General features: G+C 72.0%; 15 protein-coding genes and 1 riboswitch. Of the genes, 8 read left to right on the top strand and 7 right to left on the bottom strand.

Features of this window, described 5'->3' with window-relative positions; all coding sequences use genetic code 11:
• Window positions 1-223: 223 nt before the first annotated feature.
• Window positions 224-2,554, bottom strand: coding sequence for a 5-methyltetrahydropteroyltriglutamate--homocysteine S-methyltransferase (metE, locus tag IG84_RS0111505; RefSeq protein WP_031054648.1), 2,331 nt, complete (start codon window positions 2,552-2,554; stop codon window positions 224-226).
• 148 nt (window positions 2,555-2,702) lie between these two features.
• Window positions 2,703-2,918, bottom strand: a riboswitch (cobalamin riboswitch).
• A gap of 120 nt (window positions 2,919-3,038) precedes the next feature.
• Here metE and IG84_RS0111500 point away from each other — a divergent pair.
• From IG84_RS0111500 to IG84_RS0111490, 3 genes are all read left to right on the top strand, one after another.
• Entirely contained in the window at window positions 3,039-3,581 is a 543-nt protein-coding gene (locus IG84_RS0111500) for an enterochelin esterase domain-containing protein (RefSeq protein WP_031054647.1), read from the top strand.
• Window positions 3,582-3,699: 118 nt separating this feature from the next.
• The gene (locus IG84_RS0111495; RefSeq protein ID WP_031054645.1) at window positions 3,700-12,978 is read left to right on the top strand and encodes a non-ribosomal peptide synthetase/type I polyketide synthase; all 9,279 of its coding nucleotides are present in this window, start codon (window positions 3,700-3,702) and stop codon (window positions 12,976-12,978) included.
• Entirely contained in the window at window positions 12,975-13,469 is a 495-nt protein-coding gene (locus IG84_RS0111490; RefSeq protein ID WP_031054641.1) for a DUF4188 domain-containing protein, read from the top strand. Before IG84_RS0111495 ends, IG84_RS0111490 begins: the two co-directional genes overlap by 4 nt.
• A 17-nt stretch (window positions 13,470-13,486) precedes the next feature.
• Here IG84_RS0111490 and IG84_RS0111485 read toward each other — a convergent pair whose 3' ends face one another.
• The 3 genes from IG84_RS0111485 to IG84_RS0111475 are packed head-to-tail and all read right to left on the bottom strand — an operon-like array spanning window position 13,487 to window position 15,626.
• Window positions 13,487-14,167 (bottom strand): TetR/AcrR family transcriptional regulator, encoded by a 681-nt coding sequence (locus IG84_RS0111485; protein ID WP_078648764.1) that lies wholly within the window; start codon window positions 14,165-14,167, stop codon window positions 13,487-13,489.
• Window positions 14,164-14,358 carry a ferredoxin gene (locus IG84_RS0111480; protein WP_031054638.1) on the bottom strand — a complete coding sequence of 65 codons (195 nt, stop codon included), beginning with the start codon at window positions 14,356-14,358 and terminating at the stop codon, window positions 14,164-14,166. Before IG84_RS0111480 ends, IG84_RS0111485 begins: the two co-directional genes overlap by 4 nt.
• A 44-nt stretch (window positions 14,359-14,402) precedes the next feature.
• Complete coding sequence (locus IG84_RS0111475) at window positions 14,403-15,626, bottom strand: cytochrome P450 (RefSeq protein WP_031054637.1); 1,224 nt, start codon at window positions 15,624-15,626, stop codon at window positions 14,403-14,405.
• Window positions 15,627-15,850: 224 nt separating this feature from the next.
• Here IG84_RS0111475 and IG84_RS0111470 point away from each other — a divergent pair, with 224 nt between their 5' ends.
• Genes IG84_RS0111470 through IG84_RS0111455 form a run of 4 tightly spaced genes read left to right on the top strand, consistent with a single transcriptional unit; the run spans window position 15,851 to window position 20,540 of the window.
• Window positions 15,851-17,155 (top strand): extracellular solute-binding protein, encoded by a 1,305-nt coding sequence (locus tag IG84_RS0111470; protein ID WP_031054634.1) that lies wholly within the window; start codon window positions 15,851-15,853, stop codon window positions 17,153-17,155.
• A gap of 10 nt (window positions 17,156-17,165) precedes the next feature.
• Window positions 17,166-18,059, top strand: a complete 894-nt coding sequence (locus IG84_RS0111465) for a carbohydrate ABC transporter permease (protein ID WP_051861619.1) — start codon at window positions 17,166-17,168, stop codon at window positions 18,057-18,059.
• Window positions 18,056-18,904 (top strand): carbohydrate ABC transporter permease, encoded by an 849-nt coding sequence (locus IG84_RS0111460; RefSeq protein ID WP_031054622.1) that lies wholly within the window; start codon window positions 18,056-18,058, stop codon window positions 18,902-18,904. The genes IG84_RS0111465 and IG84_RS0111460 overlap by 4 nt, the downstream gene beginning before the upstream one ends.
• 4 nt (window positions 18,905-18,908) lie before the next feature.
• Complete coding sequence (locus IG84_RS0111455) at window positions 18,909-20,540, top strand: beta-N-acetylhexosaminidase (RefSeq protein ID WP_031054619.1); 1,632 nt, start codon at window positions 18,909-18,911, stop codon at window positions 20,538-20,540.
• A 39-nt stretch (window positions 20,541-20,579) separates the two neighbouring features.
• On the opposite strand, the gene IG84_RS42145 is transcribed toward IG84_RS0111455, so the two are convergent.
• On the bottom strand, window positions 20,580-20,822 hold the full coding sequence (locus IG84_RS42145; protein WP_078648763.1) for a DUF6411 family protein: 243 nt from the start codon (window positions 20,820-20,822) through the stop codon (window positions 20,580-20,582).
• Window positions 20,823-21,082: 260 nt separating this feature from the next.
• Here IG84_RS42145 and IG84_RS0111450 point away from each other — a divergent pair, with 260 nt between their 5' ends.
• Window positions 21,083-21,703 (top strand): L-threonylcarbamoyladenylate synthase, encoded by a 621-nt coding sequence (locus IG84_RS0111450; protein WP_031054617.1) that lies wholly within the window; start codon window positions 21,083-21,085, stop codon window positions 21,701-21,703.
• Window positions 21,704-21,726: 23 nt separating this feature from the next.
• On the opposite strand, the gene IG84_RS0111445 is transcribed toward IG84_RS0111450, so the two are convergent.
• Together IG84_RS0111445 and IG84_RS0111440 are read right to left on the bottom strand one after the other, a co-directional pair.
• Window positions 21,727-22,821, bottom strand: a complete 1,095-nt coding sequence (locus IG84_RS0111445; protein WP_031054616.1) for an NAD(P)-binding domain-containing protein — start codon at window positions 22,819-22,821, stop codon at window positions 21,727-21,729.
• Window positions 22,822-22,919: 98 nt separating this feature from the next.
• A complete protein-coding gene (locus IG84_RS0111440; protein ID WP_031054614.1) occupies window positions 22,920-23,981 on the bottom strand; it encodes an ABC transporter substrate-binding protein in 1,062 nt (353 codons plus the stop codon).
• Between the last annotated feature and the right edge of the window lie 115 nt (window positions 23,982-24,096).

Raw genomic sequence — 24,096 nt, 5'->3', positions numbered from 1 at the left:
CAGTCCCGGGTCGGACGCCGCGAAGCGATCCCAGGTGCGGATGCCGGCCCGCCGTGTCGCTGCTATCACGCTGCCGTACTCTCCCGATGCTCGCCATGATCCAAGGACCCGCCCCAGCATCCCACGAGTCACGCCCCGGTACCGAGGTCGGTGTTCCGGCGAATGCCAACGGCGGCGAGCATCAGGGAGAGCCAGCGAAAAGTCAGGACGAGTCAGCGAAGAGTCAGGGAGTGTCCCTCCGCGTCAGGACCGTCCGGCGGACGCGGTGGGCCGCCGCGACCAGGTGCTCCAGTGACGTACAGGTCTCCGGCCAGCCCCTCGTCTTCAGGCCGCAGTCGGGGTTGACCCACAGCCGCTCGGCGGGAACGGCCGTCAGCGCCGCGCGGATCAGGGCCTCGATCTCGTCGGGGTCCGGGACGCGCGGCGAGTGGATGTCGTAGACACCCGGGCCGACCTCGCGCGGATACCCCGCGGCGGCCAGCTCGCCGGCCACCCGCATGTGGGAACGGGCCGCCTCCAGGCTGATCACATCGGCGTCGAGGTCGTCGATGGCCGGCAGGATGTCGCCGAACTCCGCGTAACACATGTGCGTATGGATCTGGGTGTCGGGCCGCACGCCGCCGGTGGCGAGCCGGAACGCCTCGGTGGCCCAGGCCAGGTACGCCGCGTGGTCGGCGGCGCGCAGCGGGAGCGTCTCGCGCAGCGCCGGCTCGTCCACCTGGATGACCGCCGTGCCCGCCGCCTCCAGGTCGGCCACCTCGTCGCGCAGCGCCAGCGCGACCTGGCGCGCGGTGTCGGCGAGCGGCTGGTCGTCGCGGACAAAGGACCACGCGAGCATCGTGACCGGGCCGGTGAGCATGCCCTTGACCGGCCGTCCGGTGAGCGACTGCGCGTACCGGGTCCAGCGCACCGTCATCGGCTCCGGGCGCGAGACGTCGCCGGCCAGCACCGGAGGGCGGACGTAGCGGGTGCCGTAGGACTGGACCCAGCCGTGCCGGGTGGCGAGGTAGCCGGTCAGCCGCTCGGCGAAGTGCTGCACCATGTCGTTGCGTTCCGCCTCGCCGTGCACCAGGACGTCGAGTCCGGCCTTCTCCTGGTAGCCGACGACCTCGCGGATCTCCGCCGCGATGCGCTCCTCGTACGCGGCCTCGTCGATCCGCCCGGCGCGCAGATCGGCACGTGCCGTGCGCAGCGCGGCCGTCTGCGGGAAGGAGCCGATGGTGGTCGTGGGCAGCGGCGGCAGGCCGAGGTGGGCGCGCTGCGCGGCGGACCGCTCGGGATACGGCTGGGAGCGCCGGCAGTCGGCGGCGGTGACGGCCGCGGCGCGGGCCCGGACGGCCGGGTCGTGGGTGAGCGCAGCGCCGGTACGGGAGGCGAGGTCGGCGCGGTTGGCGGCGAGTTCGGCGGCGATGATGCCGGTGCCGTGCGTCAGCCCGCGGGCCAGGGTGACGAGCTCGGCGGTCTTCTGCCGGGCGAAGGCCAGCCAGCGGCCGATCTGCGGGTCGATGTCGCGCTCGGCGGCCGCGTCCAGCGGGACGTGCAGCAGCGAGCAGGAAGCCGCCACGTCGACCCGGTCGGCGAGGCCCAGGAGGGTGCCGAGGGTGGCGAGCGACTTCTCGTGGTTGTCGATCCAGATGTTGCGGCCGTTGACGACGCCCGCGACCAGGCGCTTTCCGGGCAGGCCGCCGGCCGCCGCGAGATCGTCCAGATTGGCGGCCGCCGCTTCGGTGAAGTCCATCGCCAGGCCCTCGACGGGGGCCTTGGCCAGTACCGGCAGGGCCTCGCCGAGGCGGCCGAAGTAGGTCGCGACGAGGAGCTGCGGGCGGTCGGTCAGGGCGCCGAGATCGCGGTATGCGCGGGCCGCCGCGTTCAGTTCGGCCGGGGTGCGGTCCTGCACGAGGGCCGGCTCGTCGAGCTGGATCCACTCGGCGCCGGCGGCCTGCAGATCGGCGAGGACCTCCGCGTACACGGGCAGCAGCCGGTCGAGCAGGGTGAGCGGCTCGAAGCCGGGGTCCACGCCGGGGGCCGGCTTGGCCAGCAGAAGGTAGGTGACCGGGCCGACCAGGACGGGGCGTGCGGTGTGGCCGAGCGCGCGGGCCTCACTCAGCTCGGTGACCTGCTTGCGGGAGTCGGCGGCGAAGACGGTGTCGGGGCCCAGTTCCGGCACCAGGTAGTGGTAGTTGGTGTCGAACCACTTGGTCATCTCCAGCGGCGCCGCGTCCTGCGTGCCGCGGGCCATGGCGAAGTACCCGTCCAGGGCGTCCGTTTCGACAGCGGCGCGGTGCCGGCGGGGGATCGCGCCGACCATGACGCTGGTGTCCAGCACATGGTCGTAGTACGAGAAGTCGCCGGTCGGCACCTCGTCAAGGCCCGCCTCGGTCAGCTCCCGCCAGACGGAGCGGCGCAGGTCGGCTGCGGTCTCACGGAGCGCGTCGGCGGTGACGCGGCCCTTCCAGTACCCCTCGACCGCCTTCTTCAGTTCCCGGTCCGGCCCCTGCCGGGGATAGCCGTACACGGTGGCCCGTACGGCCGTGGCGGTGTTCTTGCTGGTCACGTTGCTCTCCTTCGCGAGCGTGTCTCCGAATGCCCGGCGACGGGCACGAGAGCGCGAAGGGAGTGCACAGCGGAGGGGCCGCTCGTATGCCGCGTCCCTGCTGTACGCCGACCCGCCCTCGAGGTCACCGGGAGGCCGCACACGACAGGTCGCGTGCGGGCAACGGGCAGGTCTTCGGACTCACGAGCACGTCCGCCCAAGGCAGACACCTACTGGCCGTCGCTTCCCGGACCCGGTCGGTCCAGTGCGTATGACGGCGGTCGTTCCCGCTCACCGCTGCGGGGCAGTCCCGGATTCCCACCGGGTTCCCTCTTACGACGCGCCTGCCTGGCGGACAGGGCGAACCAGCTGCACGGGCCAGGCTATGCCCTGCCGCCGTTCCCGTGCCATCCCCCTAGGTCTGTATTAGGTTAGCCTTACCTAAGTTACACTTGTCTGCGGCGCGTGGCTCCAGCGGTCCGCGCTGCCCAGGAAAGCGGGAGAGATGTACGTCCTTGACGGTCCCGGCGTGCGGGACTCGCGGCCATCGCGCACGGCCGGCCTGTGTGTCGAGCGCCTCGCCGCCCGGCTCGCCACCGCCGCCGATGCCCAACGCCCGGCCCTGATCGCGGACTTCTGGGCGGAGGTCGAACGGCGTGGCGCGCCCCTCGTCGAACAGGCCGCCGGAAGTCCCGGGCGGTACGCGGTCACGTTCCTCTGGCGCGGCCACCGCGCCACCTGCCAGGTGCTGCTGCTGGCCGACGGCCTCACCGACCCCGGCGACCTCACCTCCGCGCTGCTGGACCGGCTGCCGGGCACGGATGTCTGGCACCTGACGTACCTGCTGCCCGCCGGCAGCGGTGGCGCGTACCGGCTCGCCGCGGACATCTCGCCGGGCGGCCCGCCCGCCGACCCCGGCCGCCTGCGGCAGCGTCTGCGTGCACTGTGCGTGTATGCCGCGGCCGACCCGCTCAACTCCCACCCGGATGCGGTTACTTGGAGTGACTCGGACGGCTCCGTGTATGCCGTTCCGGCTGCCGCCGGGTAGTCCCGCGCGGCACGGGCGGGCTTCGTCGGGTCGACAGTCCGACTGTCCGACAAGCTGACCTGACGTGTCGTCAGGCGGAGTGCCGGAATGTGCGGTATGTGCGCCTTATTGTGCACTTATGAGTCAAGCGCCTGATTCCGCCCTTCGTGACCGGATCGCCATCATCGGCATCGGCTGCCGCCTGCCCGGCCATGCCAACGACCACCGGGCGTTCTGGCGAAACCTGGCCGAGGGCCGGGACTGCATCGTCCCGACCCCGGCCGACCGGTACGACGTCACTACCCTGGGCACCCGGGACCGGGCCAAGCCCGGGCGGCTGGTCGGCGGACGCGGCGGGTACATCGACGGCTTCGACGCATTCGACCCGGCGTTCTTCGGCATCAGCCCGCGCGAGGCCACCCACCTCGACCCGCAGCAGCGCAAGCTCCTGGAGGTCTCCTGGGAGGCCCTGGAGGACGGCGGGCAGCGCCCGGGCGGCCTGGCGGGTCGCGACATCGGCGTGTTCATCGGCGCTTTCACGATGGACTACAACATCCTCCACTACGCCGACCTGGACTTCCTTACGGCACACACCACGACCGGCACCATGATGACGATGGTGTCGAACCGCGTCTCGCACGCCTTCGACTTCCGCGGCCCCAGTGTCTCCCTCGACACCGCCTGCAGCTCCTCCCTCGTCGCCCTGCACCTCGCCCGGCAGAGCCTGCTGCGCGGCGAGACCGACCTCGCGCTGGCCGGCGGCACGCTGCTGCACTGCGCGCCGCACTTCACCGTCGCCGAGACCAAGGGCGGCTTCCTCTCCGTCGACGGCCGGTCGCGCGCCTTCGACGCGTCGGCCGACGGCTACGTACGCGCCGAGGGCGTCGCCGTCGTGGCACTGAAACGGCTGGCCGACGCCGTGCGCGACGGCGACCCGGTGCACGCCGTGGTGCTCGGCAGCGGGGTGAACCAGGACGGCCGGACCAACGGCATCACCGTGCCGAGCGAGGACGCCCAGGTGGACCTCGTACGGAAGGTGTGCGCCGAGGCGGGCGTCGCGCCCGGCAGCCTGCAGTACATCGAGGCGCACGGCACCTCCACCCCCGTCGGCGACCCGATCGAGGCCCGGGCGCTCGGCCGTGTCCTGTCCGCGGGGCGCCCGCCCGGCGCCCCCTGCTACGTGGGCTCGGTCAAGACCAACATCGGGCACACCGAGGCCGCCGCCGGCATCGCGGGACTCATCAAAACGGTGCTCGCCCTCAAGCACGGGAAGATCCCACCGCATCTCAACCTGGAGCGGCTCAATCCGGCCCTCGACACGGCGGCGCTGCCCTTCGAGATCCCGGACCGGCTGGTCGACTGGCCCGCGCACGACGGGCCCGCCCGGGCGGGCGTCAACTCCTTCGGCTTCGGCGGCACCAACGCCCACGTACTGCTGGAAGAGGCACCGGAGCCCGAGGCACCCTCCCGGTCCGAATCACCGCAGCGCCATCACACGATCCTGCCGCTGAGCGCCCGTCACCCGGAGGGGCTGCGCGCACTCGCCACCGGCCTCCGCGCCGAGCTCTCCGGCGCGCACGGCACGCCGCCCGCCCTCGCCGACCTCGGCCACACCCTCGCCCACCGCCGCGAACACCACGCGCACCGGCTCGCGGTGGTCTACTCCCCAGCGGCCCCCGACTCGCTGGACGAGGCGCTGGCCGCGTACGAACGCGACGAGCAGCACCCGCGTGTCGTCACGGGCCACTGCCGCGAGCGCCAACACCGGGGAGCGGCCTGGGTGTTCACCGGCATGGGACCGCAGTGGTGGGGAATGGGCCGCAAGCTGCTGGCGGCCGAACCGGTGTACCGCGCGGCCGTCGAGGCGTGCGACCGCGAGATCCGGGCCCAGGCCGGCTGGTCCCTGCTGGACGAGCTCGCCAGGGACGAGGCCACGTCGAGGATGGGCGAGACCTGGCTCGCGCAGCCCGCCAACTTCGCGCTCCAGACCGGCCTCGCCGCACTCTGGCGCAGCCACGGGCTCCGGCCCGACGCCGTGGTCGGCCACAGCACCGGCGAGGTCGCCGCGTGCTACGAAGCCGGGGTGCACACCCTCCCGGAGGCCGTATCGGTGATCCTGCACCGCAGCCGTCTCCAGCACCGGCTGGCCGGCACCGGCACGATGCTGGCCGTCGGGCTGACCGAGGCCGAGGCGGCGCGCCGCGTTCGCGCGCTGCGCGACCGGGTGTCGGTCGCAGCGGTCAACAGCCCCCACGGCGTGACCCTTTCCGGGGATGCGGACGCGCTCCGTGCCCTCGCCACCGACCTCGAAGGGGAGGGGATCTTCGCCCGTTTCCTGGCGGTCGACATCCCGTACCACAGCGTGCGCATGGACCCGATCAGGGAGGAGCTGCTGCTGGGACTGGGTGACCTGAAGCCGCGCCCGCCGGAGGTACCGCTGTATCTGACGGCCCGCCAGGACCCCACCCCCGGCGACGCGCCGGACGCCGCGTACTGGTGGGAGAACGTCCGTGAGCCGGTCCGCTTCCGGTCGGCCGTCGACCGGCTGGCCGAGGACGGCCACCGCCTCTTCCTGGAGGTCGGGCCGCACCCGGTGCTCGGCCACTCGATCGCGGAGTGCCTGGAGGCCACGGGCACCGAAGGCCGGACGCTGGCCTCGATGCACCGCCGGGAGGACGAGGTCGAACGGTTCCACCGCACACTCGCCGAACTGCACACGCTGGGCGTTGAGTTGGACTGGGAAGGTCTCCAGCCGGGCGGCCGGGTGGTCCCGCTGCCCCGCTACCCCTGGCGGGAGGAACGGTACTGGTCCGAGCCCGAGGGCATCGCGCAGCTCCGGCTCGGCCGCCTCGACCACCCGCTGCTGGGCCGCCGCACCGCACACACCCGGCCCACCTGGGAGGTCCGGCTCGACACCGAACAGCTGCCGTACCTGGCGGACCACCGCATCCAGGGAAACGTGGTCTTCCCCGCAGCGGGCTATCTGGAGATGGCGGCCCAGGCGGTACGGGCGCTGACCGGCGGCGGCCCGGCGGTGCTGGCCGACATCCGGCTGGCCAAGGCGCTCTTCCTCGACGACGCGCAGCCGACGGCGGTCCAGCTCTCCTTCGACCCGGACGGCGCGGACTTCACCGTCGCGACGGGCGCCACCGACCCCGCCGTGCACGCCACCGGCGTGGTCCGTGCAGGCCAGCGCCGCGCGCCCGGTCCCGCGCTCGACCCGGACACGATCCGCTCCCGCACCCGCCGCCGGCTCTCCGGCCCCGAAACGTACGCGGCGCTGGCCGGGCAGGGATACGAGTACGGCCCGGCGTTCCAGGGCATCGAGGAGGTCTGGACCGGGCCCGGTGAGGCGCTGGCCCGTATCCGGCCGCCGGCCGGGCTCACTGGAGCGGCGGACAGCCAATGCCACCCGGCCCTGCTCGACGCAGCCTTCCAGGCCCTGCTGACGACCCTGCTGACGGAGGACGGCCGCGCGTCCGGCGGCATCCGGCTGCCGCTCGCGATCGCCGAGGTACGCCTCGACCCGGTCGGCGACCGGCCGTTCTGGGTGCACGCCACGCTCACCCGCCAGGACGCCGACGAGATCACCGGCGACCTCGCGCTGTACACCGAGGACGGCACCCCACTGGGCCGGATCGCCGGCTTCCGGGCGGCGGACGTCGAACGCGCCGCGGCCTCGGTCGGCCTCAGCACGATCGACAACTGGCTGGCCGAGGTCGTCTGGACCGACGCCGACAGCCTGCCGGAGAACGTGAATTGCCCCGGTGACCTGCTGATCCTCGCCGACGCGGGCCCGCTCGCCGAGCAACTGGCCGGGCTCACGCGGGCCGGCGGCGGACGCTGCCACCTGGTGCGGCCCGGTACGCGCTACACCCACGGCCCGGAGGAATCCACGGTCCGGCCCGACTCGCCCGAGGACCTGACCCGCCTCTTCGCCGACCTCGACGCGCCCTTCGACGCCGTCGTCCACATGTGGAACCTGGACCTGCCGCCGTTGGATGAAGTCACCCGTACGGAACTGAACCGCTGCACAGGACTCGGCGCGTACTCGCTGGTCCACCTCGCGCGGCTGTTGCCGGACGCGCAGCCCGGCGCGCGGCTGCACATCGTCACCCGTGGCACCCAGGCCGTGGCCGCCGGAGACCCCGTCGAACCGCTGGGCGCCGCCGCCTGGGGCCTCGGGCGGGTCCTGTGGCAGCAGGAACTCACCGCGCAGCGCGGCAAGTTGATCGATCTCCCGGCCGCGCCCGCCGAGGGGGAGGCCGAGGCGCTCCGGCGCGAGCTCGCCACTACCGGCGACGAGGAGATCGCGCTGCGCGGCGGCCGGCGCCGCACCAGCCGACTCCGCCCGCCCGCCGGCCTCACGCGCCCGCTGCCGCTGCGGCTGCGCCCCGATGCCGACTATCTGGTCACGGGTGCGTTCGGCGCGCTCGGCCAGGTGCTCTGCCGCACTCTTGTGGAGCGCGGCGCCCGCCGGCTGATCCTGGTGGGCCGCACCCCGCTGCCCGAGCGTACGGAGTGGCACGGCATTGACCCTGGAACCCCCGCCGGGCAGCGGATCGCCTTCCTCAAGGAGCTGGAGGCGCTCGGCGCCCAACCGGCCCCGGCCCCGCTGGACATCACCGACGAGACGGCGCTGACCGACTGGCTGGCGGACCGCAGAAGTCGTCAACTGCCGCCCATCCGCGGCGTGTTCCACCTCGCCGGGGAAGTCAGGGACGCCCTGGTACCGGGGATGGATCGGGCGGCATTCGACGCCGCGTACGCCCCCAAGGTGGCCGGCGGCTGGCTGCTCCACCACCACCTGCGCGACGAACCGCTCGACCACTTCGTCCTCTTCGGCTCCATCGCGGCTCTGATGACCACCGCCGGACAGACCAACTACGCGGCCGGCAACGCCTTCCTGGACGCGCTCGCCCACCACCGCAGATCCCGCGGCCTGCCCGCGCTCAGCCTGGGCTGGGGCCCCTGGGACGCCGGCATGATCGAGGAGCGCGGCCTCGCGGAGCACTACCGCACGGCACGCGGCATGAACCCGCTCTCGCCCGCCGCCGGCATGGCCGTACTGGAGCGCACCATCGGCCAGGAGCGGGCGCAGCTCGCCGTCGCCACCGTGACCGACTGGCGGACCGCCACCGCCTGGTACAGCGCGCCGCCCCCGCTCGTCGCCGACCTGGCGGCGGCCGCCGCCGACACCCCGGCGACCGAGGTGCGCGGCACCTTCCTGGACACCTTCCACGCGACGGAGGGCGAGGAGGCCCGCCGCCACCTGATCACGGAGCGCTTCGGCGAGCTGGTCGCCGCCGTGCTGGGCGTTCCGTGCGAAAGCGTCGACCCGGCGGCCGGGCTGCTCGCGCTGGGCCTCGACTCCCTGCTGGCGATGGAGCTGCGCGCCAGGACCGGCACGGAGCTGGGCGTCACGCTCCCGGTGGTGGCGCTGCTCAGCGGCGAGCCGGTCGACGCGCTGACCACCCGGCTGTACGAAGGGCTGCTGGCGACCGGCGGGCCCGAGGCCACGCCCGCGGCGGAGCAGCACATCGACGAGGAGCGGTACCCCCTCACGTACAACCAGAAAGCGCTGTGGTTCCTCCGGGAACTCGACCCGGATGCGCACGCCTACAACATCGGCGGCGCGACGCTGGTGCACAGCGAACTCGACCCGGACCTGTTCGTCACCGCCTTCCGCCTCCTGGTGGAACGCCATCCGTGCCTGCGGACCACCTTCGTCGCGGAGGAGGGGCGGCCCGTGCAGCGCGTCTCCCCGGAGGCGCGGGTCGACGTGGCCGTGTTCGACGTGCAGGGCGAGGACTGGGACGCCGTACGGGAACGGCTGATCCAGGAGTACCGCAAGCCGTACGACCTGACGCGCGGCCCGCTGGTCCGGCTCCGCCTCTACAAGCTGGCTCCGGACCGCTGGGTGACCCTCAACGGCGTCCACCACATCATCTCCGACGCCCACTCCGTCTTCACCTTCGTCGAGGAGGTGTTCGCGCTCTACGACGCGCTGCTGCACGGCAGGCCGGCCGAACTCCCGCCGCTGCCCGCCCGGTACCTGGACTTCCTCAATCAGCAGAACAGCCTGCTCGCCGGCCCTGAGGCACAGCGCATGCTCGACTATTGGCGGGGGCACCTGCCGGCGCGCATCCCCTACCTGGAGCTGCCGACGGACAAGCCCCGCCCCGCGGTGGCCACCCACCACGGCGCCTCCGAATTCTTCGAGATCGACGCCGCGCTCGGCGCACGGGTGCAGGCGCTGTCGCTCCGCCACGGCGTCACGCCCTTCATGGTGCTGCTGAGCGCGTACTACCTGCTGCTGCACCGCTACTCGGGCCAGGACGACCTCATCGTCGGCAGCCCCGTCAGCGGCCGTACCCGCCCGGAATACACCGGGGTTTACGGCTACTTCGTGAACCCGCTGCCGCTCCACGTCAGCCTGGCCGGGGACCCTTCCGTGGCCGAGCTGCTGGCCCGTACCCGCGACACCGTTCTGGGCGGCCTGGACAATCAGGAGTACCCGTTCGTCCTCCTGGTCGAGCAGCTGGGGCTGCCGCACGACGCCAGCCGCTCGGCCGTGTTCCAGTCGATGTTCGCCCTGCTCACCCACCAGCTCGGCGAAGAGCTGTCGGGATACCGGGCGGAGAACATTCAACTCCCGGAACAGGAAGGGCAGTTCGAGTTGACGCTGGTGGCCTGCGAGGAGCCGTCGGACGGGCGCTTCACCTGCGCGTTGAAGTACAACACCGACCTGTTCCACGCGGCGACGGCCCGCCGGATGGCCGGGCACTACCTCAATCTGCTGGATGCGCTGACCCGCGCCCCCGCCGAGGCACCGGCCGCCCGGCTGCCCCTGCTCGGCACCGAGGAGCGCGACCGCATCCTGACCCAGTGGAGCGGGACCGGCCGGACCGCCGCCCACGAGGTGCCGGTACCCGACCTCATCCGGCGGCGCGCCGCCGAACGGCCCGGCGCCGTCGCCGTCGTGGCCCCCGCGGCAGCCGGCGAAACCCGTCGGCTCACATACGCCGACCTGGACGCACGGTCCCGCCGGGCGGCCCGCCGGCTGCGCGCGCTGGGCGTGCGCGACGGCGCCGTGGTGGCCGTCCGCATGGCCAAGTCGCCGGAGCTGATCGTCACCCTCCTCGCGGTGCTGCGGGCCGGCGGCTGCTACCTGCCGCTGGATCCCGGCCACCCGGCCGACCGGACGGCCCGCCTGGTCGCGGACGCCGGCGCGGTCCTGGTCGTGGCCGACCGGGCCGCCGAGCCCGACCGGGAGGGTCCCGAGGTGGTGACGCTTGACGAGCTGGACGCGCCCGCGCCGGAGGACACGGAGCCGCTGATCGCCCTGGACGCACCCGCCTACGTCCTCCACACCTCCGGCTCGACCGGCCGCCCCAAGGCCGTCCGGGTCAGCCACCGCAACCTCGCCGCCGTGCACGCCGCCTGGCGCGCCGAGTACCGCCTCGACGACGAGCCCGGCGTCCACCTCCAGATGGCCGCCCCGTCCTTCGATGTCTTCACCGGCGACCTGGTGCGCGCGCTGTGCTCCGGGGGCACCCTGCTCCTCGCCGACCGCGACCTGCTCTTCGACACCCACCGGCTGTACCGGACCATGGCCGAGGAGCGGGTCGACTGCGCCGAGTTCGTCCCGGCCATCGCCCGCGGCCTGATCGGCCACTGCGAGGCGGCCGGGCTGCGGCTGGACTTCCTGCGCCTGCTCATCGTCGGCTCGGACACCTGGCGGGCGGGCGAGCACCGGCGGCTGCGCGCCCTGTGCGGGCCGCGGACCCGCCTGGTCAACTCGTACGGGCTGACCGAGGCCACCATCGACAGCGCGTACTTCGAAGGCCCGGTGGACGGCCTCGCACCGGGCGCGACGGTCCCCATCGGCCGCCCGCTGCCCAACTGCGAGCTGTACCTCCTCGACCGGTACGGCGAGCCGGTGCCGCCCGGCGTGACCGGCGAGCTCTTCATCGGCGGCGCCGGCGTCGCGACCGGCTACCTCGGCGACCCGGAGGAGACCGCACGCCGCTTCCCCACCCGCACGCTGGACGGGGCACCGCGCCGGCTCTGCCGCACCGGCGACCTGGCCCGCTGGTCGGCGGACGGCACGGTCCAGCTGCTGGGGCGCGCGGACCGCCAGGTCAAGGTGCGCGGCCATCGCGTGGAGACCGGCGAGGTCGAGACCCAGCTGTCCCGCTGCGCGGCGCTGCGCCAGGTCCATGTCACCACCCGCCGGACCGACGGCGGCGACAACACCCTGTGCGCCTACTACGTACCGGACGACGGGGCGCGGGTGGACCGGGGCGAGCTGCGCCGGAAGCTCGCCGACCACCTCCCCGCGTACATGATCCCGTCCCACTTCGTGGCGCTGCCTGCGCTGCCGCTGACGGCGAACGGCAAGGTCGACACCGCCGCGCTCCCCGCGCCTGCGTACGAGCCGGCGGACCGGGCCCCCGAAGCGCCGGCCACGCCCTACGAGGCACGGATGGCCGCGCACTGGCAGGCCCTGCTCGGCGGCGAACTCCTCGGCCCGCGCCATGACTTCTTCGAGGCGGGCGGCAGCTCGCTCACCCTCATCGAGCTGATCCATCACCTGCGTACCGAGTACGGCTGCGAGATCCCCGTCGGCCGGCTGTTCAAGGACACCACGCTGCGCGGCATGGCCCGCGCCGTCGAGCAGGTGGTGGCGGGCGAAGCCGGTGACGCCCCGCCCTGCATCCGCTTCGGCCCCGACGACCCGGCACCGGACCGGACGGTCTTCTGCTTCCCGCCGGCGGGCGGCCACGGCGCGGCCTACCGCGAACTGGCCACGCACCTGCCCGACTTCCACGTCGTCGCGTTCGACTACCTCCCCTCCCTCCCCGACTCTCTCCCCGACGAGGACAAGGCCGCCCGCTATGCCGACCTGATCGTCTCCCTCCGGCCGGACGGGCCGTGCGCCCTCCTCGGCTACTCGCTCGGCGGCAATCTCGCCTTCGAAGTGGCCAAGGAGCTCGAACGGCGGGGGAGGGAGGTGTCCCGGCTGGTCCTGCTGGACTCCTATCGCTTCACCGCGGCCGGGCCGCTGGGCGCGGAGGAGCTGGCCCGCTTCGAGGCGGGGCTGCGCGACCGGCTGGGCGCCGGTCCGCTCGCTGAGGAGACCCTTGACCAGGCCCGGGACTACCTCGCCTACTGCTGCCGCACGCCGAATCTCGGCACGGTCGCCGCACCGATCACGGTGATCGCCGCCGAGCGGAGTGGACTGCCGTACGTACTGGGCAAACGGGCCGGCTGGCAGGAGAGTTCCCGTGCCGGCACGGTCCGGCTCGACGGCTCCGGCACACACGACGAGCTGCTCGACTCCGCGCACCTCGGCCACAACGCCCGGCTCGCCCGCGAGGCCCTGGCGGGCGCGGAGTGCGGGGTGCCCGCGTGACCTCTCGTACACCGCCGCCGGAGCTCGGCCGCAACACCGCGGCAGCCACCGGTGACCTGGTCGTCTTCATCGTCGGCATGCGCATCAACCGGCTCCGTGCGCTGCGGGACTGGGTGCCGGTGAGCCGGGCGACGGGGCCGGTGATCAGAGAGCTGCTGGCCGCCCGGGACAGTGGCCTGCTGGGCTCCCGGACCCGGCTGGGCCCGCCCCGGGTGATCGAGGTGATCCAGTACTGGGAGTCGCAGGAGAAGCTGCTCGCGTACGCCTCGGACGCGCAGTGGCAGCACCGGCCCGCGTGGGCGGCGTTCAACCGGCGGGTCCGGGAGAGCCGCGGCGCCGTGGGCATTTTCCACGAGAACTACACCGTGCGGGCGGGCGCGTACGAGACGATCTATGTCGACATGCCGCCGTACGGGCTGGCCGCCGCCACCGGCATCCGCCCGGTCGGCTACCGCGGCGACACGGCGGCCGCCCGGCTGGGCCTGCGGTGAGCCCTGAACGTGGGCTCCTACCGCCCGGCCTCGCCGAGCAGGGCGGAGGAGAGCCCGCACAGTGAAGTGATGAGGTCCTGCCCCAGCAGCCGCCAGCGCGCCTCCGCCTCCCGCTGCTCGATCCGGCCGTTCGCCAGGTCGTACTCCAGCTCCGCGAAGGCGTGCACGCTGAGCTGCCGCACCATCGCGCTGTACCGCTGGAACAGTCCGGGCGCGAAGTCCTTCCTCCGCACCGCGCCGTGGGTGTTGAGGATGCGCAGCGACGGCGTGTTGAGCTGCTCCTGGATCACGTACTCCCGCAGCGCCGGTTCGACGATCGCCTGGGCGAAGAAGCGCGCGCCCCAGGTCGGCGCGGCCGCTTCGATGTGGTACTCGACGCCCGGCAGGATGAGGCACGCGAAGTGCTCCTCCCGCGTCACCGCCCGTTCCGTGCCGAGCAGCGCCTCCACCATGGCGATGCGGCGCTCCTCGATGACGTCCGTGTAGCTCGACAGGATCGCCTTGATGAGCTCGTCACGGCCGTTGAAGTGGTACTGCACCGCGGAGTTGTTGCGCTGGCCGGCCGCCTCGCTGATCTGCCGGACCGAGACGTTCGCGAAGCCCTTCTCGGCATAGAGCCGCTCCGCGGTGCGCATGAGCTTGTTCCGCGCGACCACGGAGCGGGGGGACGGCGGGGCGGCCGGCGCTGGGGTCCTCATTCCGCGAGTCGGATGGCTCCGGTCGGGCACCCCGCGGCCGCGGCGCGCACCTCTTCGAAGTCCTCTGGCGACGGCGCCTCCTCCAGAAGCATCACGACACCGTCCTCCTCCCGCTGGTCAAAGACCTGATCGGCCCTGAGCACACACAACCCGCTGCCGCAGCACGCTTCCTGGTCCACGGTGATCTTCATGCTACCTCCTCGTTCCCCGCCGTCCCGGTGCTCCGCCGCGTCCTTTACCAGGTGACCCACAGCTCCTGCAGACCGCCGGCCGCGACGCCGTCACGGGGGCGCAGCTCCTCCGGCTTGTCCCGCAGCCGCAGGCCCGGCAGCCGCCTGGCGAACGTGCCCAGGACGACCTGCAGTTCCACCCGGGCCAGCGTCTGGCCGACGCAGAAGTGCGGACCCGCGCCGAAGGTGACGTGCTGGCTGTTGTTCTCGCGGAGCGGGTCGAACCGGTCCGGCTCGGGGAACTTGCGCGCGTCCCGGTTGGCGGCCGCCATGTTGACCAGCAGGTTGCTGCCCGCGCCGACCGGTACCCCGCCGACCTCGGTGTCCTCCGTGATGAACCGGGGGATGCCGACGCCCGCGAGGGGGTCCATCCGCAGGGACTCCTCCACCGTGCCCCTGATCAGCTCGGGATCGGCGACCACCGCCTCGTAGCGCTCCCGTTCGGCCAGCAGCAGCGCCGTCATCTTCAGGATCATGTTCGAGGTGGTCTCGTGCCCGGCCAGCAGCAGTCCCCGCGCCGTGGAGACCAGCTCGTCGTGGCTGAGCCGGCCGTCCTCGCTGTCCGAGATCAGGGTCAGCTCGCTGAGCAGATCGTCGCCCGGGTGCGCGCGCTTCTGCTCGACCAGGTCCGAGGCGTAGTCCAGGAACGCCTGCTGCGCCGTGTCGACCTCCTCCTGCGTGTACTTGGTCAGCGTCAGCGCCACCTCCGACCAGTACGCGAACTTCTCCTGGTCCTCGCTCGGCGCGCCCAGCAGGGCACAGATGACCTGGACCGGCAGCGGCAGCGCGAGGGCCGTCCGGAGGTCGGCGGGCGAGCCCCCGGCCATCATGGCGTCCACCAGCTCGTCGGCCATGCCCTGGATGCGCTGCCGCCACGCCTCCATCTTCTTCACCGTGAAGGCGCGGCTGAGCAGCCGGCGCCAGCGCTGGTGACCCGGGCCCTCCTGGATGTCCGTGGCGCCGGGGTTGCGCCGGCTGAACATGCCGCCGTCCTCCGTGTTCGACAGCCGCGCCCCGCCTTCCCGCGCGAGGTTGCGGCTGAAGCGCGGGTCGGCCAGCAGGGTGCGGACCTCGTCGTATCCGGTCAGCAGCCCGACGACGTCGCCGCTGGGCATCCGCACGTGCGCCACCGGGCACTTCGCGCGGTTCTCCGCCCATTCCTGCGGCGGCTCCAGCACGTGGGGCTGGGCGAACGGGTAGTCGGGGATCGGTGTGGCCTCGTCGGTCATGGGGGGCTCCTCCGGGCGTCGGCGTCCGGGCCACCGTAAGACGCGCGTCTTACTAAGACAATCGCCTTAAGTTCGATTGGCCGATACTGAACGCCAGTTGAGTGGTACAGACCACTTGTCGGCGTTCTTCGGCGCGCTTATGATCCCGCCAGTTGTGCAGAGCGAAACGTCCATTGCGTATGTTGCAACATGCGTGTTGCTACGCTCGATCTGTAGGGATGCCGATGACCGCGTATGCCCGAATAGCCGCTCCACTGGCGGGACTTGTGCTCGCCGGCCTCGCCGTCACCGGCTGCGCTCCGCAGACCTCGGCGGGCGGCGGGACCAAGGACGAGAAGAGCGGGACGCTGCGCGTGTGGCTGTTCCGGGAGGTCGGCAACAACCCCAAGGAGAAGGTCGTCGACGCGGCCGTCGCCGCATTTGAGAAGCGGCACAAGGGCTCCGACGTAGAGGTCGAGTACATCCCGGTCGACACCCGCGCCCAGCGCATCAAGGCCGCCTTCAACGACCCCGCGAGCGCGCCGGACCTCATCGAGTACGGCAACACCGACACCGCGGGCTACGTCAAGGACGGCGGCCTCGCCGACGTCACCGCGGAGTACACCGCCTGGGACGAGGCGAAGGACACCGACCCCACCGCCAAGCAGTCCGTGACCGTCGGCGGCAAGGTCTACGGCGCGCCGCTCTTCGTGGGCGTGCGCGCGCTGTACTACCGCACCGACGTCCTCAAAGACCTGGGCATCGACCCGCCCGAGTCCCAGGCCGAGCTGGTCGCCGCCGCGAAGAAGATCCACCAGGCCCGGCCCGGCCTCTACGGCCTCGCGGTCGGCGGCGCGTACACCTACGGCGCCCTGCCCTTCCTCTGGGCCCAGGGCGGCGAACTCGCCGTACAGCGCGGCAACACCTACCGGGCCGCCGTCAACACTCCGAAGGCCCGCAAGGGCATCGAGACATACGCCTCTCTCTTCGGCGACGCCAACTGCCCGGCCGACAAGTGCGCCTCCATGGGCGGCAACGCCACCGTCACCGCCTTCACCTCGGGCAAGGCGGCCATGGCGATCGGCGGCGACTTCAGCCACGCCGCCGTCGAGGCGAGCAAGGCCAAGGGCAAGTACGCGGTCGTCCCGCTGCCCGGCGTGAAGAAGGGATCGATCGCCCCGGCCTTCGCGGGCGGCAACAACATCGGCGTCCTGAAGAGCACCTCGCACCGCACCCTCGCGGTGGCCCTCATGAAGTCGCTGACCGGCAAACAATCGCAGCGGGGACTCTTCGACGCGATGGGCTTCCTGCCGACCTACAGAGACGTGCTGGACGAGGCCGCGAAGAAGCAGCCGTATGTCGCGCCGTTCGTCAAGACCCTGGACGCCGGCGCCAAGTTCGTCCCCGCCTCGCCGGCCTGGGGACAGATCGACGCCTCGCTGATCCTTCCGACCATGTACCAGGAGATCGTCAGCGGCCGGAAGAGCGTGGACCGGGCGTCCGACGACGCGGCGAAGAAGATGGACGCCGCGTTCTCCGCCGCCCGGTGAGGGCCGCCCCTTGACCTCGACCGCCCTGCGCCGCTCCCGCTGGACGCCCTGGCTCTACCTGCTGCCCGCGCTCGTCCTCCTCGCCGGACTGCTCGTCTACCCGATCTACCAGCTCGGCCTGATCTCCTTCCTGGAGTACACCCAGGCCCAGGTCAGCGGCGGGGAGCCGACCTCGTTCCAGGGGTTCGGCAACTACGCGGCGCTGTTCGGCGACGCTGAGTTCTGGCGGGTGCTCCTCGCCACCGTGCTCTTCGCCGCCGCCTGCGTGCTCGCCACCCTCCTGGTCGGCTGCGCGCTCGCCGTCCTGCTGACCCGCGTCCGCGCGCTGCCCCGGCTCGTCCTGATGATGGCCGCGCTCGGCGCCTGGGCCACCCCCGCCATCACCGGCTCCACGGTCTGGGTCTTCCTCTTCGACCCCGACTACGGGCCCGTCAACAGGGTGCTCGGACTCGGCGACTTCTCCTGGACGTACGGCCAGTACAGTGCGTTCGCCCTGGTCCTCCTCGAAGTCGTCTGGTGCTCGTTCCCGTTCGTGATGGTGACCGTGTACGCGGGTATCCGCGCCGTCCCCGCCGAAGTACTGGAGGCGGCCGCGCTCGACGGCGCCTCGCAGTGGCGCACCTGGCGCTCGGTCCTGGCACCGATCCTCCGGCCGATCCTCGTCGTCGTCACCATCCAGTCGGTCATCTGGGACTTCAAGGTCTTCACCCAGATCTATGTGATGACGGGCGGTGGCGGCATCGCCGGACAGAACCTCGTGCTCAATGTGTACGCGTACCAGAAGGCGTTCGCCTCCTCGCAGTACAGCCTCGGCTCGGCCATCGGCGTCGTCATGCTGCTGATCCTGCTGGCCGTGACGCTGGTGTACCTGCGCATCGTGCGGCGCCAGGGGGAGGAACTGTGAGCCTGCTCAATGCCATTGGCATCCGGCGGCCCGGGCGGCTGGCGGCCGAGGCCGCAGCCGTGGCCATCGCCGTCCTCGTCGCCTTCCCGCTGTACTGGATGGTCCTCTCCGCCCTCAAACCCGCGGCCGAGATCCAGTCCACCGACCCACGCCCCTGGACCCTCGCTCCCTCCCTCGACGCCTTCCGCCGCGTCTTCGAGCAGCAGGACTTCGGCCGGTACTTCCTCAACAGCCTGATCGTGGCGGGTACGGTCGTCATCGCCTCGGCGCTGATCGCCTTCCTGGCCGCCACCGCGGTCACCCGCTTCCGCTTCCGGTTCCGCACCACCCTGCTGGTCATGTTCCTGGTCGCGCAGATGGTGCCGGTCGAGGCGCTCACCATCCCGCTGTTCTTCCTCATGCGGGACGCCGGGCAGCTCAACACCCTCGGCTCGCTGATCCTGCCGCACCTCGCCTTCTCACTGCCGTTCGCCATCTGGATGCTGCGCGGCTTCGTCAAGGCGGTACCGGAGGCGCTGGAGGAGCAGGCCGCGATCGACGGCGCGAGCCGCACCCGCTTCCTGTGGCAGATCCTCTTCCCGCTGGTCTTCCCCGGCCTCGCCGCGACCAGCGTCTTCTCCTTCATCTCCACCTGGAACGACTTCCTGTTCGCCAAGTCCTTCCTCATCAGCGACACCTCGCAGTCCACCCTGCCCATGGCACTGCTCGTCTTCTTCAAGCCCGACGAGAACGACTGGGGAGGGATCATGGCCGCCTCCACGGTGATGACCGTCCCCGTCCTGGTCTTCTTCGTACTCGTACAGCGACGCCTGGTCTCCGGACTCGGCGGCGCGGTGAAGGACTGATGTCATGAACGCCCAACTGATCCCCGTCCCCATGCACGTGGACGTCGGCGACGGTGCCGGCTGTGTCCTGGACGCGTCCACCACGCTTGCGGCCGGCCCCGGCACCGAGACCACCGAGCGGTGGCTGCGCGGCACGCTGGGCGCCGCGCTGGGACTGGCGCTCCCGCCGGGCCCCGCCGACGCGCCCGGCACCATCACACTCACCACCGCCCCCGAACTGCCGCCCGAGGGCTACCGGCTCGACAGCACCGGAGGCGCCGTACGGATCACCGGCGGTGGCCCGGCCGGCGTCTTCTGGGGCGCCCAGACCCTGCGTCAGCTCCTCGGCGCCGACGCCTTCCGCCGCGCACCCCTCCATCCCGAGGGCACCTGGGACCTGCCCGCCGTACGCATCGAGGACGGCCCCCGCTTCTCCTGGCGCGGCATGATGCTCGACGTCGCCCGGCACTTCCTCCCCAAGGACGACGTGCTGCGCTACCTCGACCTGCTCGCCGCGCACAAGCTGAACGTCTTCCACTTTCACCTCACCGACGACCAGGGCTGGCGCATCGAGATCAAGCGCCACCCGCGCCTCACCGAGGTCGGCTCCTGGCGGCCACGTACCAAGTACGGCCACCGCGCGTCGGAGCTGTGGGACGAGACGCCGTACGGCGGGTACTACACCCACGACGACATCCGGGAGATCGTCGCGTATGCCGCCGAGCGGCACATCCGCGTCGTCCCCGAGATCGACATCCCCGGGCACTCCCAGGCCGCCATCGCCGCCTATCCCTGGCTCGGCAACACCGACGTGGTCGACACCGCCGCGCTGGAGGTGTGGGACAACTGGGGCGTCAGCCCCCACATCCTCGCCCCCACGGACGCCACCCTCCGCTTCTACGAGGACGTCCTGACCGAGGTACTGGAGCTCTTCCCGCCCCACGTCTCACCGTTCGTGCACATCGGCGGCGACGAGTGCCCCAAGGACCAGTGGCACCGGTCGCCGGCCGCACAGGCCCGGATCGCGGAGCTGGGCCTGGCCGACGAGGACGGACTCCAGTCCTGGTTCATCCGCCACTTCGACCGCTGGCTGACCGTGCGCGGCCGGCGCCTCATCGGCTGGGACGAGATCCTGGAGGGCGGCCTCGCCGAAGGCGCCGCGGTCTCCTCCTGGCGCGGCTACGGGGGCGGCATCGCCGCCGCCGAGGCCGGGCACGACGTCGTGATGTGCCCGGAGCAGCAGGTGTACCTGGACCACCGCCAGCACGGCGGCCCCGACGAGCCGATGCCCATCGGCTACGTACGCACACTGGAGGACGTCTACCGCTTCGACCCCGTACCGCCCGGCCTTTCCCCCGAGGCCGCCGGGCACATCCTCGGCACCCAGGCCAACGTCTGGACCGAGGTCATGCAGAACCGCTCCCGCGTCGACTACCAGGTCTTCCCCCGGCTCGCCGCGTTCGCCGAGGTCGCCTGGTCCTCGCTGCCGGCGCCCGCGGAACGGGACTACCCGGCCTTCGAGGCGCGGATGGCCGACCACTACGCCCGCCTCGACGCCCTGGGCGTCGACTACCGCCCACCCGGCGGCCCGCTGCCCCGCCAGCGCCGCCCCGGCGTTCTCGGCCGCCCGACCGAGGGCGCCCCGCCGGAGGTGTGACACCCGGCACCGCTGTACGACCTGACGCACCGGCGCACCTCAGAAGGGCATACGGGAACGGCCCTTACGGCCGGTGCGACCGCTTTTCCCCACCGCCCGGTTGCTGCTGCGGAACGGCGCGCTCAGCAGTCGCCCCACAATGCCGGGAGCCTTGCCTGCCCCATGCGCGCCCGCACCGAGCGACTTCTGCGTGCCCCGCTGCGGGCCCCGGGACAACCTCGGTACGGCGAACCCAAGAACCAGCATGAGTACACACACGACAGCGATGACCGCTACCACCATGACGCTCTCCTCTCCGCTGTGGGCTGCCCCACCCCTCCCGACTACCCCCGAGAACGGACCTCACGGCCACTACCGCGCCGACGGCCGGTTTCTCCCGTGGAACGGTCGTGACTGCGCCGTGCCGGCAGCGTCACCGATGGGCCGGCAGCGTCACCGACGTCATTGCCTTCAACGGCGGCGCACACATCCACTGACCGCCTCCGCCGGATCCACCGGCCCCGTTTTCGATGATCCGGTCGAACATCGCCTACGCTCGACGGATGGCGAAGTACTTCGATGTGCACCCCGAAAACCCGCAGCCGCGCACCATCGGCAGTGTGGCCGACAGCATCCGCTCGGGCGCGCTCGTCGCCTATCCGACGGACTCCTGTTTCGCCCTCGGCTGCCAGCTCGGCAGCCGAGACGGCATCGACCGGATCAAGTCCATCCGGAACCTCGACGACCGCCACCACTTCACGCTGGTGTGCCAGAACTTCGCGCAGCTCGGCCAGTTCGTACAGATCGACAACGATGTGTTCCGGGCCATCAAGGCCGCGACGCCCGGCAGTTACACCTTCATCCTCCCGGCGACGAAGGAAGTGCCGCGCAAGCTGCTGCATGCGAAGAAGAAGACGGTCGGCGTCCGCATCCCCGACCACGTCGTCGCGCAGGCGCTGCTCGCCGAACTGGGCGAGCCGCTGCTCTCCAGCACCCTGCTCCTGCCCGACGAGGAAGAACCGCTGACGCAGGGCTGGGAGATCAAGGAACGGCTCGACCACGTGGTGGACGCGGTGATCGACTCGGGCGACTGCGGCACCGAGCCGACCACGGTCATCGACTTCTCCGGGAGCGAGCCCGAGATCGTCCGCCGGGGAGCGGGCGACCCTACGCGGTTCGAGTGAGCGCGGCTGTCGGCTGAATCGCCTCAGACGGCCACCGGCTCGCGTTCCAGCAGCTCCCGGATGTCGCGCGCGGCGGCGCGCCCCGCCCGGTTCGCGCCGATGGTGCTGGCGGAGGGGCCGTAGCCGACGAGATGGACGCGGGGATCGCGGACCGTACGCGTACCGTCCATGCGGATGCCGCCGCCGGGGTCGCGGAGGCGCAGCGGGGCGAGGTGGTCGATGACCGGGCGGAAACCGGTGGCGAGGAGGATGGCGTCGGCCGGGTAGGCGCTGCCGTCGGCCCAGCGGACGCCGTCCTCCGTGATGCGGTCGAACATCGGCCGGCGGACGAGCACGCCCCGCTCCCGGGCCCGCCGCATCGCGTCGGTCATCGGCAGGCCGGTGACCGAGACCACACTGCGGGGCGGCAGGCCCTGGCGGACGCGGTCCTCGACCAGGGCCACAGCGGCGCGGCCGCGCTCCTCGTCGAAGGGGCCCTCGCGGAAGGCCGGCGGCCGCCGGGTCACCCAGGCCGTGTCCGCCGCCACCTCGGCGATCTCCATCAGATGCTGTACGGCGGAGGTGCCGCCACCGACCACGACGACCCGCTGCCCGGCGAACTCCTGCGGGCCGCGGTAACCGGCGGTGTGCAGCAGACGCCCGCGAAACCGCTCCTGACCAGGGAAGTGCGGCCAGAACGGACGGTCCCAGGTCCCGGTCGCGTTCACCAGTGCCCGGGCCGCGTACATCCCTTCGGAGGACTTGACGAGCAGTCGGTCGCCGGGCTCGGCACCCTCCTTACGTACTGCCGTGACATGTACCGGCCGGTGCACCCGCAGGCCGAAGGTCTCCTCGTACGTCGTGAAGTAGTTCCCGATCACCTCTGCGGAGGGGCGGCCGGGGTCGGCGCCCGTCAGCTCCATGCCGGGGAGCGCGTGCATGCCGTGGACCCTGCCGTACGTGAGCGTCGGCCAGCGGAACTGCCACGCGCCGCCCGGGCGCGGCGCGTGGTCGAGTACGACGAAGTCCTGGTCCGGTGCGTAGCCCAGCCGTCGCAGGTGGAAGGCGGCGGCGAGACCGGCCTGACCTGCGCCGATCACGACGACCTCGGCCTCTCGCGTCCCGCTGGTGTAGTTCATGGTTCTACTAACCATGCGGGGCGCCGCGGTCTTCCCGACACGGCGGTCTTCCCGGCACCGCCGTCTTCCCGGCGCAGTGGCCGCCGCCTCGGCGGGCCTCAGCCGTCCTTTCCGTACGTACGCGGTCGCGTGCTCGAAGGCGGCAGATCACCGTTGAACCGCGTGTCGACGAAGTCGGCGAAGGAGTACTTCCGGGGGATCAGCCCGATCCCCGCGAAGGTGTTCACGATCTGCTGCTCGGAGGCGACGGCGACCTTGTCGACCGCGACCGGTACGGCCGTGCCGCGCGTCCGCTTGACCGCGTCCAGCGCCACCTTCTCCGGCAGCCCGGTCTCCTTCGCCCACACCTTGGCCCACTTCTGCGGATGCTTGAACACCCAGTCCTGGGCGCGCCGCAGCCGGTCGTTGTAGTCCTTGAGCACCTCGGCCTTCTTCTTGTCCTTGAGCGCGGCGGGCGCGGCCACCTGGAAGCTGAGGCCGTTGACGACGCCCTGCCCTGTGGTCAGCACGCGCGCATCGGCCTGGTCCAGGGCCTGCGAGGTGTACGGATCCCACACCGCCCAGGCGTCCACTCGGCCGCGGGTGAACGCGGCCAGTGCGTCCGCCGGCTGCAGATAGCTGAGCTTGACGTCCTTCGTCGTCAGACCGGCCTTCTTCAGGGAAGCGACGAGCTGGTAATTGGCCGAGCTGCCCTGCGCCACCGCGATGGTCTTGCCCTTGAGCTGGGCGGGCCGCTTGAGCGGCGAGTCCTTCTTCACCAGGATCGACTCGCCCTCCGAGGAGCTGTGCGAGGCGGCGACCACCTTGAGCTTCTGCTGGGCGGCCGCGGCGAAGACGGGCGGCGTGTTGCCGACCGCGCCGATGTCGACCGCACCGGCGTTGAGCGCCTCCAGCAGCGGCGGCCCGGAGGTGAAGGTGGACCACTTGATGCGGTACGGCAGGTCGTCCAGCTCGCCGGCGGCCCGCAGCAGCGCCTCGGAGCCGCCCTTCTGGTCACCGACGTTCAGCGTCACGGAGCCCTTGCCATCGGTGCCACTGCCCGTACCGCCGGCGGAACCGTCCGCCCGGGACGCACCGCCGCACGCCGTCAGCAGCAGCGCGAGCGGGAGCAGCAGGGCGGCACCCGGTACGAGGGCGCGGGCCGGTCGGCGAGGTCTCATCACAGTTCCGTTCGTTGGGTTTCGCCGGGTGTTTCGTTGGGAGTTCATTGGTTTGTGGGCGGGGGAGGGGTTGGTTACTCGGTTCGTGAGCGGGGGAAGGGGTGGTTACTCGCCA

The sequence above is a fragment of the Streptomyces ochraceiscleroticus genome (genome assembly GCF_000720485.1).
GTDB classification, from domain to species: Bacteria; Actinomycetota; Actinomycetes; order Streptomycetales; family Streptomycetaceae; genus Streptomyces; species Streptomyces ochraceiscleroticus.
The sequence above is the reverse complement of the archived record's forward strand: the minus strand, read 5'-3'. Positions and strand labels throughout refer to the sequence as shown.